General features: G+C 74.0%; 14 protein-coding genes, 3 tRNA genes and 1 pseudogene. 3 read left to right on the top strand and 15 right to left on the bottom strand.

What is annotated here, in order from left to right; all coding sequences use genetic code 11:
• Positions 1 to 55: 55 nt before the first annotated feature.
• Both ACFV0O_RS30775 and ACFV0O_RS30770 read right to left on the bottom strand, forming a co-directional pair.
• A tRNA-Ala gene (locus tag ACFV0O_RS30775) sits at positions 56 to 128 on the bottom strand.
• Between the two features lie 276 nt (positions 129 to 404).
• Positions 405 to 1949 (bottom strand): MFS transporter, encoded by a 1545-nt coding sequence (locus tag ACFV0O_RS30770; protein ID WP_380346974.1) that lies wholly within the window; start codon positions 1947 to 1949, stop codon positions 405 to 407.
• On the opposite strand from ACFV0O_RS30770, the gene ACFV0O_RS30765 reads away from it, so the two are divergent.
• Positions 1948 to 2850, top strand: a complete 903-nt coding sequence (locus tag ACFV0O_RS30765; RefSeq protein ID WP_380346972.1) for a helix-turn-helix transcriptional regulator — start codon at positions 1948 to 1950, stop codon at positions 2848 to 2850. The genes ACFV0O_RS30770 and ACFV0O_RS30765 overlap by 2 nt on opposite strands.
• A 100-nt stretch (positions 2851 to 2950) precedes the next feature.
• Here the strand turns inward: ACFV0O_RS30765 and ACFV0O_RS30760 are convergent.
• The 8 genes from ACFV0O_RS30760 to ACFV0O_RS30725 form a co-directional block, all read right to left on the bottom strand.
• Positions 2951 to 3023 (bottom strand) — tRNA-Ala (locus tag ACFV0O_RS30760).
• 43 nt (positions 3024 to 3066) lie between these two features.
• A tRNA-Ala gene (locus ACFV0O_RS30755) sits at positions 3067 to 3139 on the bottom strand.
• A 269-nt stretch (positions 3140 to 3408) separates the two neighbouring features.
• The gene (locus tag ACFV0O_RS30750; protein ID WP_360249691.1) at positions 3409 to 4059 is read right to left on the bottom strand and encodes a histidine phosphatase family protein; all 651 of its coding nucleotides are present in this window, start codon (positions 4057 to 4059) and stop codon (positions 3409 to 3411) included.
• Positions 4056 to 4514, bottom strand: a complete 459-nt coding sequence (gene rsfS, locus ACFV0O_RS30745) for a ribosome silencing factor (RefSeq protein WP_360248638.1) — start codon at positions 4512 to 4514, stop codon at positions 4056 to 4058. Before rsfS ends, ACFV0O_RS30750 begins: the two co-directional genes overlap by 4 nt.
• 261 nt (positions 4515 to 4775) lie before the next feature.
• Entirely contained in the window at positions 4776 to 6677 is a 1902-nt protein-coding gene (locus tag ACFV0O_RS30740; protein ID WP_380346971.1) for an LCP family protein, read from the bottom strand.
• Positions 6678 to 6691: 14 nt separating this feature from the next.
• Positions 6692 to 7324, bottom strand: a complete 633-nt coding sequence (gene nadD / locus ACFV0O_RS30735; RefSeq protein ID WP_360248632.1) for a nicotinate-nucleotide adenylyltransferase — start codon at positions 7322 to 7324, stop codon at positions 6692 to 6694.
• Between the two features lie 145 nt (positions 7325 to 7469).
• Positions 7470 to 7625, bottom strand: a complete 156-nt coding sequence (locus ACFV0O_RS30730; protein ID WP_167344219.1) for a hypothetical protein — start codon at positions 7623 to 7625, stop codon at positions 7470 to 7472.
• Between the two features lie 232 nt (positions 7626 to 7857).
• Positions 7858 to 8004: a hypothetical protein gene (locus ACFV0O_RS30725; protein ID WP_380346969.1), complete on the bottom strand. Its 147-nt coding sequence runs from the start codon at positions 8002 to 8004 to the stop codon at positions 7858 to 7860.
• 250 nt (positions 8005 to 8254) lie between these two features.
• Between ACFV0O_RS30725 and ACFV0O_RS30720 the strand changes: the two genes are divergently transcribed.
• The gene (locus ACFV0O_RS30720; RefSeq protein ID WP_380346967.1) at positions 8255 to 9343 is read left to right on the top strand and encodes a M48 family metallopeptidase; all 1089 of its coding nucleotides are present in this window, start codon (positions 8255 to 8257) and stop codon (positions 9341 to 9343) included.
• A gap of 236 nt (positions 9344 to 9579) precedes the next feature.
• Here the strand turns inward: ACFV0O_RS30720 and ACFV0O_RS30715 are convergent, their stop codons facing one another.
• The 5 genes from ACFV0O_RS30715 to proB form a co-directional block, all read right to left on the bottom strand.
• Complete coding sequence (locus tag ACFV0O_RS30715; RefSeq protein ID WP_380346966.1) at positions 9580 to 10641, bottom strand: hypothetical protein; 1062 nt, start codon at positions 10639 to 10641, stop codon at positions 9580 to 9582.
• A 189-nt stretch (positions 10642 to 10830) separates the two neighbouring features.
• Positions 10831 to 11397 (bottom strand): hypothetical protein, encoded by a 567-nt coding sequence (locus ACFV0O_RS30710; RefSeq protein WP_380347022.1) that lies wholly within the window; start codon positions 11395 to 11397, stop codon positions 10831 to 10833.
• A gap of 101 nt (positions 11398 to 11498) precedes the next feature.
• Positions 11499 to 12821 (bottom strand): glutamate-5-semialdehyde dehydrogenase, encoded by a 1323-nt coding sequence (locus ACFV0O_RS30705; protein ID WP_380346965.1) that lies wholly within the window; start codon positions 12819 to 12821, stop codon positions 11499 to 11501.
• Between the two features lie 186 nt (positions 12822 to 13007).
• The gene (locus ACFV0O_RS30700) at positions 13008 to 13532 is read right to left on the bottom strand and encodes a hypothetical protein (RefSeq protein ID WP_380346963.1); all 525 of its coding nucleotides are present in this window, start codon (positions 13530 to 13532) and stop codon (positions 13008 to 13010) included.
• A gap of 173 nt (positions 13533 to 13705) precedes the next feature.
• Positions 13706 to 14842 carry a glutamate 5-kinase gene (gene proB, locus ACFV0O_RS30695; protein WP_360248613.1) on the bottom strand — a complete coding sequence of 379 codons (1137 nt, stop codon included), beginning with the start codon at positions 14840 to 14842 and terminating at the stop codon, positions 13706 to 13708.
• A 314-nt stretch (positions 14843 to 15156) separates the two neighbouring features.
• On the opposite strand from proB, the pseudogene ACFV0O_RS30690 reads away from it, so the two are divergent.
• Positions 15157 to 15501 (top strand): annotated as a pseudogene (locus tag ACFV0O_RS30690) (hypothetical protein); the annotation flags it as partial.

Below are 15501 nucleotides of genomic sequence, written 5' to 3'. Positions count from 1 at the left end.
TCACAACACCATCTCCCCCCCCATCCGTGCCGTGTTGCGGCGACATAGACTTCTGTGGAGCTATGGGGAATTGAACCCCAGACCTCTTGCATGCCATGCAAGCGCTCTACCAACTGAGCTATAGCCCCTTGACCTGCGATGCCACCGGGTCTTTCGGCCGTTTCCGTCCGGTTTCCCTCGGCGACATCGATTACTTTACACGGTCCTGGGCGTGCTCCAGAAATCCGTTTCCCGGGGCCCGCCGCGGGGGCGCCCGGGAGGCCGCCGGGAGCCCCCTGCCGGCGCCCTCCCGGAAGCGTTCCCCCGCGACCGCCCCCGCCCCCCAGCCACGCGCGCGCCCCCTCCCGTGCCCCCGCACGCGCCCCCTCCCGCGCCCCACCTGCGGCCACGCACGCGCTCGTCCGCTACCGCGCCGCCCGCCGGCTGCGCGCGGCGAAGCCCGCGGCGGCCAGCACCGCGACGGCGTTGACCAGCAGCGTGGTCCGCAGCGCGTGCCCGGACTCGGCGGCCGGCGCCGGCAGGTCGACCTGTCCGAGGAACACCGAGCCGAGCACCGCGACCCCGACCACCTGCCCCAGCTGGATGACGGTCACCATCACCCCGCTGGCGTCGGCCGCGTCCTCGGGCGCCACGCCCGCGAGCGCCCGGGCGAACAGCGGCGCGTACGCGCAGCCGGCGATGAGACCGAGCACGGCCATTTCCGCCAGCGGCCCCGCGCCGATCTCGGCGCCGTCGCCGAGGAGCAGACCCAGCAACAGGTAGCCGCCGCCGAGGAACACCCCGGCGAGCATCGGCAGGGTCCCGTGCAGCCGCCCGGGCAGCCGGTGCCAGTGCATGCTGGACAGGCCGAAGCCGATCGCGACGGGTGCCGAGCAGAGCCCGGCCTTCAGGGCGGTGTGGCCGAGCGCGGCCTGCTGGTGCAGGGCGAAGGAGAACATGAAGCCGGCGAAGGCCGCCATGATCGCGAACAGTCCGGCCGCCGCCGGCCGCAGTCCGGGGGCGCTCAGCACCCGTCCGGGGATCAGCGGCTGCCCTCCGTTCCGGGCGATCCGGCGCTCGACCGCCACGAACAGGCCGAACAGCAGCACGCCGCCCGCGATCATCGCCCAGCCCCAGGCGGGCCAGCCGAGCTCGTGGCCGAGGACGAGCGGCACCACGAGCAGGCCGAGCGCCGCGCCGAGCACCACCAGGCCGGGGATGTCGAAGCCGCGCGAGGCGTCGCCGGGGAGCCGGGGCAGCAGCCGGGCGCCGGCCGCCAGCAGCAGCACGCCGATCGGCACGTTGACCAGGAAGACGGGCCGCCACCCGCTGCCGAACAGGTCGGCGCTGACCAGCACGCCGCCGAGCACCTGGCCGAGTGCCATGCCGCCGGCCAGCACCGCCGAGTAGAGGCCGAGCGCCCGGGTGCGGGCGGCGCCGGTGAAGGTGCGCTGCAGCAGGCTCATCACCTGGGGCACCATCAGCGCCGAGCCGGCGCCCTGGAGCAGCCGGAAGGCGATCAGCCAGCCGGTGGTCGGGGCGAGGCCGCAGGCCAGCGAGGCGGCGGTGAAGGCGGCCAGGCCGAACTGGAACAGCCGGCTGTAGCCGTACCGGGCGCCCAGCCGGGCCCCGGTGATGAGCAGTACGGCGTAAGCGATGGTGTAGCCGGCGATCACCAGCTGCAGGGCGGCGCCCGAGGCGCCGAGGTCGGTGCGGATGGTGGGTACCGCGACGTTGACGATGGAGACGTCGAGCACGGCCATGAACTGTCCGCACAGGACGAGCGTGAGGAGCAGCCCGGGCCGTACGGCCGGGACTGCGGTGGTGCCTCCGGCCACGCCGGGCCGGATCTGGAGGTCCGTCATGGCCACCAGCCTGCGGCCGTGCCGGTACTGGTGGTTAGAGCCTGCTGATCCTGGTACTGGCAGCACCTGTATCGCCCGCCGGGCCTGCGGCACGATGGTGGCCATGACCGTCCTGGAGGAACTCCCCGCTGCCGCCCCGGGCGGGCGCGACCGCCGCCGCTCCGAGCTGGCCCGCTTCCTGAAGGCCTGCCGGGCGCGGGTGACCCCGGAGGAGGTCGGGCTGCCGCCGGGGCTGCGCCGCCGGACTCCGGGGCTGCGGCGCGAGGAGGTCGCGCAGCTCGCCGGGGTCGGGGTCACCTGGTACACGTGGCTGGAGCAGGGACGGCCGATCAACGCGAGCGAGCAGGTGCTCCTGGCGGTGGCCCGGGCGCTGCGGCTGGACGGCACCGAGCGCGAGCACCTGTTCCGGCTGGCCGGGATGTCCCCGTCGCCGCACGCGCAGCCGGCCGCGCCGGAGCTGAGCCCGTCGATCCGGGTGATCCTGGACTCGCTGGCCCCGCTGCCTGCGGCGGTCTCCAACACCCGGTTCGACGTGCTGAGTTACAACGGGCCGTACCGTTCGCTGTTCGGCACCGAGCGGATGCGCCCGTCCCGCGGGGCCGTCTTCAACAGCCTCTGGTGCATGCTGACCGCCCCGCCGTGCTGCAACCCGTGCGGGAACCGCGACGAGGCGCTGCCGCGGATGGTGGCGGTGCTGCGCTCGGCCTACGGCAAGCACGTGGGCGAGCCGGCCTGGGAGGAGCACGTGCAGCGGCTGTCGGCGCGCAGCGCGTTGTTCCGGGAGTTGTGGGACCGGCAGGAGGTGGCACCGCCGGAGACCTGGTTGCGGTTTTTCCGCCACCCGCGGCTCGGGGTGCTGCGGCTGAACGCCACCTACCTGACGATGCCGGGCGTGCCGGAGTGCTACATCGTGGTGTACGTGCCGGCGAGCCCGGAGGACCAGGAGCGGGTGGAGCAGCTCGACTCGCTGCCGCCGGGCGGCTGGACGCACATCTGCGAGCTGTGACGGGCACTCGGGGAGGGCGGCGGGACCAACGCCCGCGCGAGCCCCGGGACGAAACGCCGGGAGGCCGCCACCCGATGGGTGACGGCCTCCCGAACTGCTGTGGAGCTATGGGGAATTGAACCCCAGACCTCTTGCATGCCATGCAAGCGCTCTACCAACTGAGCTATAGCCCCGCGACACGGACGACCCTGGCTGACCACGACCGCCGATGCGGAGTGGAGCTATGGGGAATTGAACCCCAGACCTCTTGCATGCCATGCAAGCGCTCTACCAACTGAGCTATAGCCCCGCACTCACCGGATCTCCCGCTTCCCTTCCGGGCCGCGTTCCTTCCCTGCGAACGAGGAAGACTCTAGCTGGTCAGGGCCGGAACTGCGAAATCCGTTCCTTCGAGGCCCCCGCCCGCCCGTGCCACGTCCTCGCGGCGGGCGCCCGTACCCGGAACGCCCGAGCCGGAACACCCCATCCGGAACACCCCGAGCCGGAACACCCGAGCGGAACACCCGAGCGGGACGCCCGAGCCGGACGCCCGCACCCGGACGCCCGTGCCGGAACCGCTCAGGTGTCGTCGCCGATGACCGGCTGCGGGAGCGTTCCCGCGTTGTGCTCCAGCAGGCGCCAGCCGCGCGATCCCTGGCCGAGCACCGACCAGCAGCAGTTGGACAGCCCGCCGAAGCGCTCCCACTGGGCCGGCTCCAGGTCGAGCAGCCGTCCGAGCATCGTGCGGATCGTCCCGCCGTGGCTGACCACGACCAGGGTGCCGTCGTCCGGCAGCTTGGCGGCGGCCTCCAGCACCACGGGCACCGAGCGGTCGGCGACCTCGGTGGCCAGCTCGCCGCCCCCGCCTCGGCGCACCGGCTCTCCGGCCGCCCAGGCCGCGTACTCCTCGGGGAAGCGTTCGCGGATCTCGGCGTTGGTCAGGCCCTGCCAGGAGCCCGCGTAGGTCTCCCGCAGGCCCTCGTGGTGCGTCACGTCGAGCCCGGTGACCTTGGCGAGCTCCTCTGCGGTGCGCCGGGCGCGCTCGAGGTCCGAGGAGATCAGCAGGTCGGGGCGGAGCCCGGAGAGCAGCCGGGCGGCCCGCTGCGCCTGGAGGACGCCCTGGCCGGTCAGCTCGATGTCCGTGGTGCCCTGGAAGCGCGATTCGAGGTTCCAGGAGGTCTGGCCGTGCCTCCAGAAGACGATGCGCGGGCCCCGCGCGCTGCGGCTCAGTGCAGGTCCTCGGGCTTGCCGAAGTCGTCGGCCGGGGCGACGGCGTTGCCGGCCACGTCGGTGTGGGCGTCGGGGCGGTTGCGGGAGGCCAGGGCGTCCTCGGGCAGCGTCAGCTCGGGGCAGTCCTTCCAGAGGCGGTCCAGCGAGTAGAAGGAGCGCTCCTCGGAGTGCTGGACGTGCACGACGATGTCCAGGTAGTCGAGCAGGATCCAGCGGCCATCGCGCTCGCCCTCGCGGCGCACCGGCTTGATGTCCAGCTGCTCGCGCAGCTGGTCCTCGATCTCCTCGGCGATCGCGCGGACCTGGCGGTCGTTGTTCGCGGAGGCGATCAGGAAGGCGTCGGTGATCGACAGCACCTCGCTGACGTCGAAGGCGATGATGTTGTTCGCGAGCTTGTCGGCCGCCGCCTGCGCGGCGACGGTGATGAGCTGCTGGCTGTGGTCGGTGACGGTCACGGTGTTCTTCCGGCTCGGCGGCTTGGGGCTGCACCCCGGCGCACGGCCGGGGTCGCCTTCCAGGATCTCACGCCGCCCGGGCGGGCCCGGAACCGTTTTCCGCGCCGGCCCCGGCCGCGTGCGACACGGACCGGCCGCCGCGCCGCCGGGCCCCGCGCGGCGGGTGCCGCCCGGGGCCGGGCCGCCGCGCGGACGCGGACCGGACCGACCGGCGGGACGGCCTGGCCGTCCCGCCGCTCCGGAGCCGCCCACCGGGCCGGGCTACTGGCCCTTCGGCAGCTGGTAGTCCTTGCCGAGCACGACCAGCAGGTCCGCGTTCTGGGTGTCGCCGGTCACCTTCTTCACCGCCGTGTCCGGCAGGCCGAGGCTGGTCGCCAGCGACTTCGCCGCGGCCTGCCGGGCGTCGTCGGTGTAGCGGATCTCACTGGTGGCCTGCGCGGCGGACTTGGCGCCGCCGGGGATGAAGGTCAGGCCCGAGTTGACGATCTGGACCTGCGCGGCCGCGCCCGCCGCGTCGTTGCCGCTGGCGTCCTGCAGTGCGACCCGGGCCGGGGCGTCACCGGCGGCCGCGGACTTCACGGTGCCGCCGAGCACGTCCTTGACCTGCTTGCCCGCGGTCGCCTCGTCCAGGCTGCCGTCCGGCTTGACGGTCAGCGCGGTGGTGGAGACGTGGCCGTCCTTCGCCTGCTCGGCGAGCTGGGCGAGCACCCCGGCGAGGGCGTCCTCGGGCAGCGAGGGGTCGAGCACCGCGTTCATCCGGTGCACGTCGTCCTTGGCGTCCTTGAACTCGGTCGGCATGGTGCGCACCACCGCCTCCATGACCTGTCCGAACCGGGCCAGCTGGGCGTCCCGGTTCTCGCCGGCGTTCTGCAGGGTGGCGTACGCGACCGCGGCCTTCCCGCTGAGCATGGTGTTCTTCCCGGCCGCGGACAGCAGTTTGCCGTCCGGCTTGCCGCCCTCGTGGGTCTCGGCGTTGGTGTCCACCCGGACGCCGCCGAGCTGGGAGACCAGCAGTTCCAGGTACGGGGTGTCCAGCCGCCAGGTGCCCGCGACCGGGGCGCCGAGCACGGTGGCCAGGCCCTCCCGGGTCGCCGAGGCGCCGATGGTGTCCATGGCCTGGCCGATCGTGGTGACCGGCGGGTCGGCGGGGCCGGGCAGCCGCAGGTTGTCGGGCAGCAGCAGCACCGTGGCCTTCTTGCCGGAGGCGTCGTCGACGAGCAGCGCGCTGGACACCTTGCCCTGCAGGTCGCGCAGGTGGACGACGTTGACCTTGCGCCCGCCGGCCGCGGCGGCCGCGGTCGGCTTGTCGCCGGTGAACCACAGGTAGCCGCCGACGCCGCCCGCCGCGAGCGCCACCACCACGCCGAGGCCGATCAGCCGGTTGCGCAGCTTGCGGCGGCGCTCGGCCCGGACCTCGCTGCGGGACTCGGCGAACTTCAGCCAGTCGATGACGTCCTCGGTCTCCTCCGCCTCCTCGTCGACGAAGGTGAACTCGCCCGTGGTGTAGCTGTCCTTGGGTGCCTTGCTCCCGCCCTTGCCGCCCCGGGCCCCGGCGACCTGCTCGGACGGTGCCGCGGCCTTGGCCGGAGCCGCCTCGGCGGCGGGCCGGGACACCCGCGGCCGCGGCGTCACCGGAGCGGTCGCGGCGGTGGCCGCAGGAGCGACGGGCGCGGCGGGAGCGGCCGGCGCGGTGCCCCCGGGCTGCGCCTGCGGCTCGGCGACGACCGGGGCGGCGGCGGCCTGGTACGGCTGCTGGTAGCCCTGGTACCCCTGCTGCCGGCCGTACGGGTCCTGGGTGTACACCGGCTGCCCGTACTGGTCGTACTGCGGCTGCTCGTACTGCCCCTGCTCGTACGACTGCTGCTGCGGGAACTGCCCGGCCTGCCCGGCCTGCCCGGTCTGCCCGGGTTGCCCGGGTTGCCCGGTCTGCTGGTACCCGTCGTACCCCTGGTACCCCTGCTGCTGGTAGCCGTACGGGTCCTGGGTGTACACCGGCTGCCCGTACTGGTCGTACTGCGGCTGCTCGTACTGCCCCTGCTCGTACGACTGCTGCTGCGGGTGCTGCGAGTACTGGTACTCCTGGCCCTGCCCCTGGTACGGCTGCTGGTACTGCCCGGTCGACCAGTCCTCCGGCCGCTGCTGGCCGCCGCTGCGTTCGGTCATGCGCCGCTCCTGGCTCAGGTCCCGCGCGGCGCGTACAGCGCCCGCTTGTCGATGTAGCGGACCACGCCGTCCGGGACGAGGTACCAGACCGGCTCGCCCTTGGCGACCCGGTTGCGGCAGTCCGTGGAGGAGATGGCCAGCGCCGGGACCTCCACCAGGGAGACCCCGCCCACCGGAAGCCCGGCGTCCGAGAGAGTGTGCCCCGGGCGGGTGCACCCGATGAAGTGGGCCAGCGAGAAGAGCTCGTCGGAGTCGCGCCAGGACAGGATCTGGGCGAGCGCGTCGGCGCCGGTGATGAAGAAGAGGTCGGCGTCCGGGTGCAGGGCGTGCAGGTCGCGCAGGGTGTCGACGGTGTAGGTGGGGCCCTTGCGGTCGATGTCGATCCGGCTGACGGAGAACTGCGGGTTCTCGGCGGTGGCGATGACCGTCATCAGGTAGCGGTCCTCGGCCGGGGTGACGTGGCGGTCGCTCTTCTGCCACGGCTGCCCGGTCGGAACGAAGATCACCTCGTCCAGGCGGAACGCGCTCGCGACCTCACTGGCGGCGACGAGGTGGCCGTGGTGGATCGGGTCGAAGGTCCCGCCCATCACGCCGAGGCGCTTCTTCACCGGTTCCGGTCCGCCGGGATTCCCGGCCTGCTCTCCCATGCCGCCACACCTTACGCGACGCCCGTTACGGTGCGGGAACGCCCGGGTGGGGGTTGCCGGCAGACCCCGTGGGGGTTGCCCGCAGATGCGTGAGGGAGCGGCCGGCCGGTGGCCGGACGCTCCCCTGGCGGTCCGCGGAGCGGGCTCAGCGGTCCCGGTTGAAGCGGGTGGTGACGAAGAGCAGGAGCAGCAGGATCACCAGGGCGGCGCCACCCGTCAGGAGCGGGTTCAGGCTGTCGTGGTTGCCCCCCTCGCCCTCGGCGAGCAGGTTCAGAACGGGGAGTGCGGCGGCAGTGCTCATGGTCGGCGGGACCTTCTCGGCTCGGTGAACGGACCTGGGGGTGGTACCGGGCCGGCGAGGGCCCACCCGTCATCGTACGGGGGGTTACACGGCAACCGCTCGGCGGCCCACCGCCACTGACCGGGCGTGAGCCCGCACGAGCCGGACCGGGCCCGGAGGCCCTGCCGCCGGCCCGTGCGGGCGACTGCACCGGGGCCGGATCAGCGACCGGACCAGCCGTCCCGGCCGGGGTCTAGTTGCCGCGGAAAGCGCGGGCCATCACCCAGACCAGCAGGCCGATGCCCACGAAGGACGCGATCACGATGATCCGCAGGAAGAGGCCCGGGCCGGCCTCGTCGGAGATGGGTGAGGCCAGGCTGACAAGCGCGTCGGTGGACATCTGCGGGGCTCCTCGAACTGCTCGGTACCGCGGCCGGGTCCGGTCTCGGTGGTCCAGGGCATTCAGGGTAAACCGGCCTCACACCGGCGCCGGCCACCGGCCCCTCCGGCGCGACCGGGCCCGCACGTACGCTGCTCCCCGGGGACGAGTACGCAACCACGGACGTTGCACAGACAGTCGTTTCAGGCGAAGACCAGTGGGGGGCCGGCCAGCGGGCCGCAGCCGCCGTCGACCAGGAGGTACTCAGACCATGACCGACACGACCGCGAAGACCCCGAGCCGCCGCCGCGAGCGCTTCCCCGGGATCTCCACCCGGGCCTGGGAGCACCCGGCGGACCGTTCGGCGCTGGTCGCCCTGCGCAAGCTGACGGGCTTCGACGACGTCCTGAAGAAGCTCGCCGGGCTGGTCTCCGAGCGCGCGATCCGGCTGATGTTCCTGGCCACCGCGGTCAAGACCTCCGAGCGCCAGTTCCCCGAGCTGTACGACATGGTGCGCGACACCGCCTACGTGCTCGACCTGGAGCAGGTGCCGGACCTGTACGTGACCCAGGACCCGACGGTCAACGCGTTCACCATCGGCATCGACACCCCGATCATCGTGGTCACCAGCGGCCTGGTCGAGCTGCTCGACGAGGAGGAGCTGCGCTCGGTCATCGGCCACGAGGTGGGCCACGCGATGTCCGGCCACGCCGTCTACCGGACGATGCTGATGATCCTCACCAACATCGCCGCCCGGATCGCCTGGGTGCCGCTCGGCAACCTGGCGATCATGGCCATCGTCACGGCGCTCAAGGAGTGGTTCCGCAAGGCCGAGCTGTCCAGCGACCGGGCCGGCCTGCTCGCCGGGCAGGACCTCCAGGCGTCCATGCGGGCCCTGATGAAGCTGGCCGGCGGGCACAACCTGGCCGAGATGAACGTCGACGCGTTCCTGGAGCAGGCCGAGGAGTACGAGAAGGCCGGCGACCTGCGCGACGGCGTGCTCAAGCTGCTCCAGGTGCTGCCGCAGACCCACCCCTTCGCGGTGGTCCGGGTCGCCCAGCTCAAGAAGTGGGCGGAGAGCGACGAGTACCGCTCGATCATGACGGGCGCCTACCCCCGCCGCGCGGACGACCCGGACACCTCGGTCGGCGAGCAGTGGAAGGCCGCCGCCGACCACTACACGACCTCGGTGAAGGAGAGCAAGGACCCGCTGATGGGCCTGATCCGCGACGTCGCCGGCGGCGCCGCGACCGTGGGCGGCAAGCTCCGCGACACCTTCACCGGCGCCGCCCGCAGCGGTTCGAACGGGTCCAGCGGCTCGAACGGCTCGAACGGTTCGGCCGACCACGGCGACAGCTGAGCGCCGACACCCCGGGCCGCGGGCCCTGAGGCCCTGAGGCCCTGAACAGCGGCCCGCACGCCGGGCCCGCACACCGACGACGGCCGGTGACCCACCCGGGTCACCGGCCGTCCGCCCGCCTGCTCGCCCCGACACCCATCCGATGCTCACCCGACACCCAGCGGGAACGCCGGGAACGCCGGGAACGCAATGGAACGCCGGAAGCCCGCCGGGTGCCCCGCGACCGCCCCCGGGCCTCAGCTGCCCGCCAGCACCCCGCACACCTGCCACGCCGGCCTGGCGTGGTTGCCGGGGTCGACCGGCGTCGGCGGCGCGACCGCCGTGCCCTGCGCGGTGGCCAGCACCGGCTGCAGGAAGCCCGCCATCGAGGTGCCGCAGGGCGCGGGCCCGGCCTGCAACACCGAGTCCACCAGCCGCAGCTGCGCCGAGGCCAGGTCGACCCGGTCGAACTGGAAGGTCAGCTGCCGCCGCACGGTCTCCAGGGTGACGGGTGCTCCGGCCGGGGCGCCGGCCGGCTTCAGCGCGTAGACGAAGGTGTGGTCGGTGGTGATCTCCAGCGTCCCGCTGTCCGCCTCGTCGATCCGCATCGCGCCGACCACTTTCACGGTGTCCGACGCCAGCGCGACCTGCGCCGGGTCGAAGCGGACCATCCAGCCGGTCACCGCGTGGTGCCGGTCGTCCACGGGCTGGGTCACGCTCGCGTCGAACTCCGCCTGCTCACCGGGCGTGACGAAGGCGCGCACGTCCGCGGTGGCGCCCTGGACCAGGGCGGTCGGGGCGAGCGAGGAGGCGACCAGGTAGCGCTGGACGGTGTCGAGCGCCTTGGTGACCTCGACCCGGCTGAAGTGCTCGGTGGCCGCGCCGGTCGGGGTGTTCAGCCCGATGGTGCCGTCCCCGTAGCCGGCCGGCAGCGCGGCGAAGGGGTTCGCCGGGTCGGCCGCCGGATGGACGGCCGACGCCGGGCTCAACGCGACCAGGCTGACGGTCAGTTGACTTCCCTCGGGCCGAGCAGGGACGCCCCTCGGCGAGCTGACCCCGAAGTACACCGCGGCCCCGAAGGCGGCCAGGATGAGCAGCAGCAGGGCGAGCGCCTGGCGCGGCACGGAGCCCAGCGGGCCGAGCCGGACCCGTTGCCGGGTGGCCTTGCCGAAGGAGCCCGCCAGCCGCTCCCGGGCGGACAGCTCCTGGATCCGGGCAGCACGGACGAACGATTCGTCGAAGACGACGGACCGGAATTCGTCCTCGTTGCCGGAACCGCCCTCGGGCGGACCCTCAGGAGGCTCTCGCGGGTCACCCATAACACCAGGGTAGGCGGACACCCGCGCCGCCACGAGGGCCCCTGCGCAGATTCCCGGGGACACTCCGTGACCACCGCCCCGGGCGTGCGCCGCCCCGGGCAGCGGGATCCGGCCGGGGGCGCGATGCCCGGGCGACGGTGTGGAGGCCGAGGCGTCCCGGGCGGCGGCCTAGGGCTTGTCAGGCAAGCCCTAACCCGCGGGTGCGGTGACCAGCGACGGCTCGGCCGGCACGGGTCGCGGTTCCACCCCGGCACTGCTGCTTCCGGACCCCGGTCTGCCCGGCGTGCCCGACGAGCCCGTGCCCTGGTAGACCGCCGCGACCGCCACCGCGACCAGGCTCACGCCCATGATCACGGCGAGCACCCAGGCCACCGGCCGGTGCCAGCGCTGCTGGGCCACGTACCGGCCGCGGGCGCGCACCGGGTCGTAGCCGCGCCGCCACCGGCGTCGGCCCCGTCGGTCGGCCGACCGGCCCGGCCCCGACCACGGGTCGGGGTAGAGGTGGTCCGCGTCGAGTCCGCTCGGGTACGGGCGCAGCTCCAGCGGGAGCCCGTCTCCGGCCGAGACGTCACAGTGCCAACCCGGGCCCGCGGTGTCCGGCTCGAACCTGGCCTCGGCAGCGGCGAGTTGCCGCTCCTTGGCAGTCGGCTCGTGCACGGCGGCGGACCGGACGAAGGCCTCATCGAAGACCACGGTGGCGAACTCGTCGTCCGCACCACCGTGGTCGGCGCCGTCGGGGTACGGCAAGCCCCCCACATCCTCAGCCACGGATTCAGCGTATTACCGGGCGGGCGTTTTGTCTGTGGCTCCCGGCAGTTGGTCCGTCACACGTGTGACGGACCCGGCCGGTGCACCGCTCAGCGGACGTCCGGGGCCCCGCCGACAGTCTGCGACGCCTCGCCCCGGACGTGCCCGTCACCGGTGACGATGTACTTGGTGCTGGTCAGCTCGGGCAGGCCCATCGGGCCGCGGGCGTGCAGCTTCTGGGTGGAGATGCCGATCTCCGCGCCGAAGCCGAACTCGCCGCCGTCGGTGAAGCGGGTGGAGGCGTTGACGGCCACCGTGGTCGAGTCGACCAGCTGGGTGAAGCGCCGGGCGGCGGCCTGCGAGGTGGTGACGATCGCCTCGGTGTGGCCGGAGGACCAGCGGCGGATGTGCTCGACGGCGGCCTCCAGCGAGGGCACCACCGCTGCGGCCAGGTCCAGCGAGAGGTACTCGGCGCCCCAGTCCTCGTCGGTCGCGGGCACCGCGGTGACCGGTCCGCCCGCGGCGGCCTTGAGCACCGCCTCGTCGCCGTGCACGGTGACCCCGGCCTCGGCGAGGGCGGCCAGCGCGAGCGGCAGGAAGGCGTCCGCGACGTCCTGGTGGACCAGCAGCGTCTCGGCCGAGTTGCAGACGCTGACCCGCTGCGCCTTGGAGTTCAGCAGGATGCCGACGGCCATCGCCAGGTCGGTCTCGGCGTCCACGTAGACGTGGCAGTTGCCGGTGCCGGTCTCGATCACGGGGACGGTCGAGCCCTCGACGACGGTGCGGATCAGCGAGGCGCCGCCGCGCGGGATCAGCACGTCGACCAGGCCGCGGGCGCGCATCAGCTCCTGCACGGAGTCGCGGCTCTCCCCCGGCACGAGCTGGATCGCGTCGGCAGGCAGCCCGGCCGCGGCGACGGCGTCGCGCAGGACGGCGACCAGCGCGGTGTTGGAGCGGTAGGCCGACGCGGAGCCGCGCAGCAGCACGGCGTTGCCCGACTTGAGGCAGAGCGCGGCCGCGTCGGCGGTGACGTTCGGGCGGGCCTCGTAGATGATCCCGACCACGCCGAGCGGCACCCGCACCTGCCGCACGTCCAGGCCGTTCGGCAGGGTGTAGCCGCGCACCACCTCGCCGACCGGGTCAGGCAGGCCGACGACGTCGCGCACGTCGGAGGCGATCGCGGCGATCCGCTCGTCGGTGAGGGTCAGCCGGTCGACGACCGACTCGGCCGTCCCGGCCTCGCGGGCCCGGGCCACGTCCTCGGCGTTGGCCGCGACGATCTCCGCGCTACGGGCCACCAGCGCGTCCGCGATCGCCAGCAGCGCGGTGTCCTTGGCCCTGCGCGGCAGCGGGGCGAGCGCGGCGGCGGCCTCCCGGGCTCGGCGCGCTACGGCGAGGACGGGGCTGTCGGCGGTGGCGAGGTCGCTGGTCATGCCGCCAAGGGTAGCGACTGCGCCCGCCCCGCCCGCCCGGTATTTCGCCCGGTGAGACGCGGCCCGGGACGCGCCACCGGCCCGCACCGCCCCGGTCCGGACGCCCCGTCCGGACACCCCGGCACGGGCACACGCACCGCCCGGCCCGGAACTCAGTACGGGCACACGCCCCACCCGGCCCGGAACTCAGTACGGGTGCACGCCGCCCAGGTGCGGCGACGGCTCACCGAAGCCTTCCGCCACCCGCTTGTGGTACGTCGCCCGGTCGACCACCTCCAACCCGACGATCTCCCACGGCGGCAGGTTCGCGGTGACCTTGTGCTCGCCCCAGAGCCGCAGCGCGATCGCCGCCGCGTCGTGCAGGTCCCGGGCCTGCTCCCAGTACCGGATCTCGGCGTGGTCGGCCGCGTAGCGGGCGGTCAGGAAGAACGAGTGGTCGTGCGCCAGCCGCTCCAGCGAGACGCGCAGTGTGGACAGCGGGGTGACCTGCCCGGCCACGCTCAGCACCACGTGCCACAGCCGCGCCTGTTCGGGCACGGTGGGCGGCTCCGCCGCGTCCGTGCGCTGGGGCCGCTGGCCGCGTACCCCGCCGGGCCTCTGGGGCGGCGGACCGGCCGGCTCGGCGGGGCCGTCCCCGCGGCCGCCGTCGATGCTGGTCAGCCGCCGGCCCGCCGTCCCTCCGGTCAGCGCTGCCTCGCGCCTGCGTTCCACCGGCGGCCTCCTGTTCGGCGATCACGTGTCGTCCCCACCGGCCCCGTCGGCCTTCGGCCGACCGGTACGGCTGCGCCCCTCCTCGCCCACGGCCGGGCCGCTCCCGGTACGGAGCGGCCCTCCGTCCGCGCTGCGCCGATCGGCCGGCGGGCCGGTGCCGGCCCGCTGGCCGGTCAGCCGCGCAGAACGACCAGGTCGTCGCGGTGGACGACCTCGCGTTCGTACGCGGCGCCGAACTCCTGGGCCAGGTCGCGGGTGGACCGGCCGAGCAGGCGGGGCAACTCCCTCGCATCAAAGTTGACCAGTCCGCGAGCCACGATGTGGCCGTTTTCGGCAAGAAGGTCCACCGGATCACCCGCGGCGAACTCCCCGTCCACCTTGGTGACCCCGGCCGGCAGCAGCGAGGCACCGGCGGAGACGACCGCCTCGACGGCGCCCGCGTCCAGGTGCAGGGCGCCGCGCGGGCTGCTCGCGTGGGCCAGCCAGAGCATCCGGTCGGAGGTGCGGGCGCCGGTGCGCAGGAAGAGCGTGCCGGTGGGGCGGCCGGCCAGCGCGTCGGCGGCGTGGCTGGCCGCGGTGAGCACGACCGGGATGCCCGCGCCGGTGGCGATCCGGGCGGCCTCGACCTTGGTGACCATGCCGCCGGTGCCGACCCCGGCCTTGCCCGCGCTGCCGATCTCGATGCCGTCGAGGTCGTGCGCGCCGCTCACCCGGGCGATCCGGCTGGTGCCGGGGCGGGACGGGTCGCCGTCGTAGAGGCCGTCCACGTCGGAGAGCAGCACCAGCAGGTCGGCCCGGACGAGGTGGGCGACCAGCGCGGCGAGCCGGTCGTTGTCGCCGAACTTGATTTCGGCGGTGGCGACGGTGTCGTTCTCGTTGACGATCGGCATCGCGCCCATCGCCAGCAGCTGGTCCAGGGTGCGGTAGGCGTTGCGGTAGTGGGCACGTCGGCTGGCGTCCTCGGCGGTGAGCAGCACCTGGCCGACCCGGATGCCGTACCGGGCGAAGGACGCGGTGTAGCGGGCGACCAGCAGGCCTTGGCCGACGCTGGCGGCGGCCTGCTGGCGGGCCAGGTCCTTGGGCCGCTTGTCCAGGCCGAGCGGGGCGAGTCCGGCGGCGATGGCGCCGGAGGAGACGAGGACGACCTCCGGGGCGTCGGGGCCGCTGCGTACCTTGGCGAGCGCGTCGACCAGGGCGTCGACGCGGTCGGCGTCCAGGCCGCCGGTGGCCGTGGTGAGGGATGAGGAGCCGACCTTGACCACGATCCGCCGTGCGGTCAGCACCTCCTCCCGCAGGGAGTCCTCGCTCATCTCGCTGTACGCCTTTCCGGTGTGGTGCGGGTACGGCGGGCCCGGGCCCGGCCGTCACTCCCGAAATCTACGCGATTCGCGCAGGTCTCCCGAAGGTCGTTTCACCGGCTGGACCCGGCCTGGTCACGGGCTTGCCACAGCCCTTCCGCCAAGCCGGATGGCTGGTATGGTCCCTGACCGAAAGCCAGATCGGGGGACGGCTTCTTGCCCGCTGGACCCATTTCGTCTTCGACCCTTCCTGTCACGAGAGGGCGGCGCCGCACTGGGCAGGCCGGCAACGGTTCGCGGCTGCGCGCCCAGGAGAAAAGCGCATCATGCGTTCGTACACCACCAAGCTGACCGTCGCCGCCCTGGCGGCGGCAACCGCCCTGTCCCTCGCAGCCTGCGGCCCGGACAACGCGGACACCCCGGCCGGTACCGGCAGCGCCACCGGTGCCGCTCCGGCTCCGACCAGCGGCGCCCCGGGCGACACCGCCGGAGGCGCGGCCACCGCGGGCGCCGGCGGCGCGGGCGCGGCCGGCGGTTCGACCGCCGCCCCGACGGGCGGTGCCACCGGCGCGGCCACGGGCGGTGCGGCCACCGGCGGCGCCCCCCGCGCCCGCGCCGCCGGGGGGGGGGGGGGGGCGCGGCGGCGCCCCCCCCCGCGCCCCCGCCCCCCC

Origin of the sequence: Kitasatospora sp. NPDC059577, assembly GCF_042735475.1 — a bacterium.
Lineage (GTDB): Bacteria > Actinomycetota > Actinomycetes > Streptomycetales > Streptomycetaceae > Kitasatospora.
Note: the sequence above shows the minus strand (reverse complement) of the source record. Positions and strands in the feature narration are given on the sequence as shown.

What these genes read in the sequence shown, in the direction of transcription:
- ACFV0O_RS30725 (WP_380346969.1), bottom strand. Translation starts at nt 8,004, where the DNA reads ATGTCCACCGACGCGCTTGTCAGCCTGGCCTCACCCATCTCCGACGAG.
- ACFV0O_RS30740 (WP_380346971.1), bottom strand. Translation starts at nt 6,677, where the DNA reads ATGACCGAACGCAGCGGCGGCCAGCAGCGGCCGGAGGACTGGTCGACC.
- nadD (WP_360248632.1), bottom strand. Translation starts at nt 7,324, where the DNA reads ATGGGAGAGCAGGCCGGGAATCCCGGCGGACCGGAACCGGTGAAGAAG.
- ACFV0O_RS30770 (WP_380346974.1), bottom strand. Translation starts at nt 1,949, where the DNA reads ATGGCCACCATCGTGCCGCAGGCCCGGCGGGCGATACAGGTGCTGCCA.
- ACFV0O_RS30765 (WP_380346972.1), top strand. Translation starts at nt 1,948, where the DNA reads ATGACCGTCCTGGAGGAACTCCCCGCTGCCGCCCCGGGCGGGCGCGAC.
- ACFV0O_RS30730 (WP_167344219.1), bottom strand. Translation starts at nt 7,625, where the DNA reads ATGAGCACTGCCGCCGCACTCCCCGTTCTGAACCTGCTCGCCGAGGGC.
- ACFV0O_RS30720 (WP_380346967.1), top strand. Translation starts at nt 8,255, where the DNA reads ATGACCGACACGACCGCGAAGACCCCGAGCCGCCGCCGCGAGCGCTTC.
- ACFV0O_RS30715 (WP_380346966.1), bottom strand. Translation starts at nt 10,641, where the DNA reads ATGGGTGACCCGCGAGAGCCTCCTGAGGGTCCGCCCGAGGGCGGTTCC.
- ACFV0O_RS30705 (WP_380346965.1), bottom strand. Translation starts at nt 12,821, where the DNA reads ATGACCAGCGACCTCGCCACCGCCGACAGCCCCGTCCTCGCCGTAGCG.
- proB (WP_360248613.1), bottom strand. Translation starts at nt 14,842, where the DNA reads ATGAGCGAGGACTCCCTGCGGGAGGAGGTGCTGACCGCACGGCGGATC.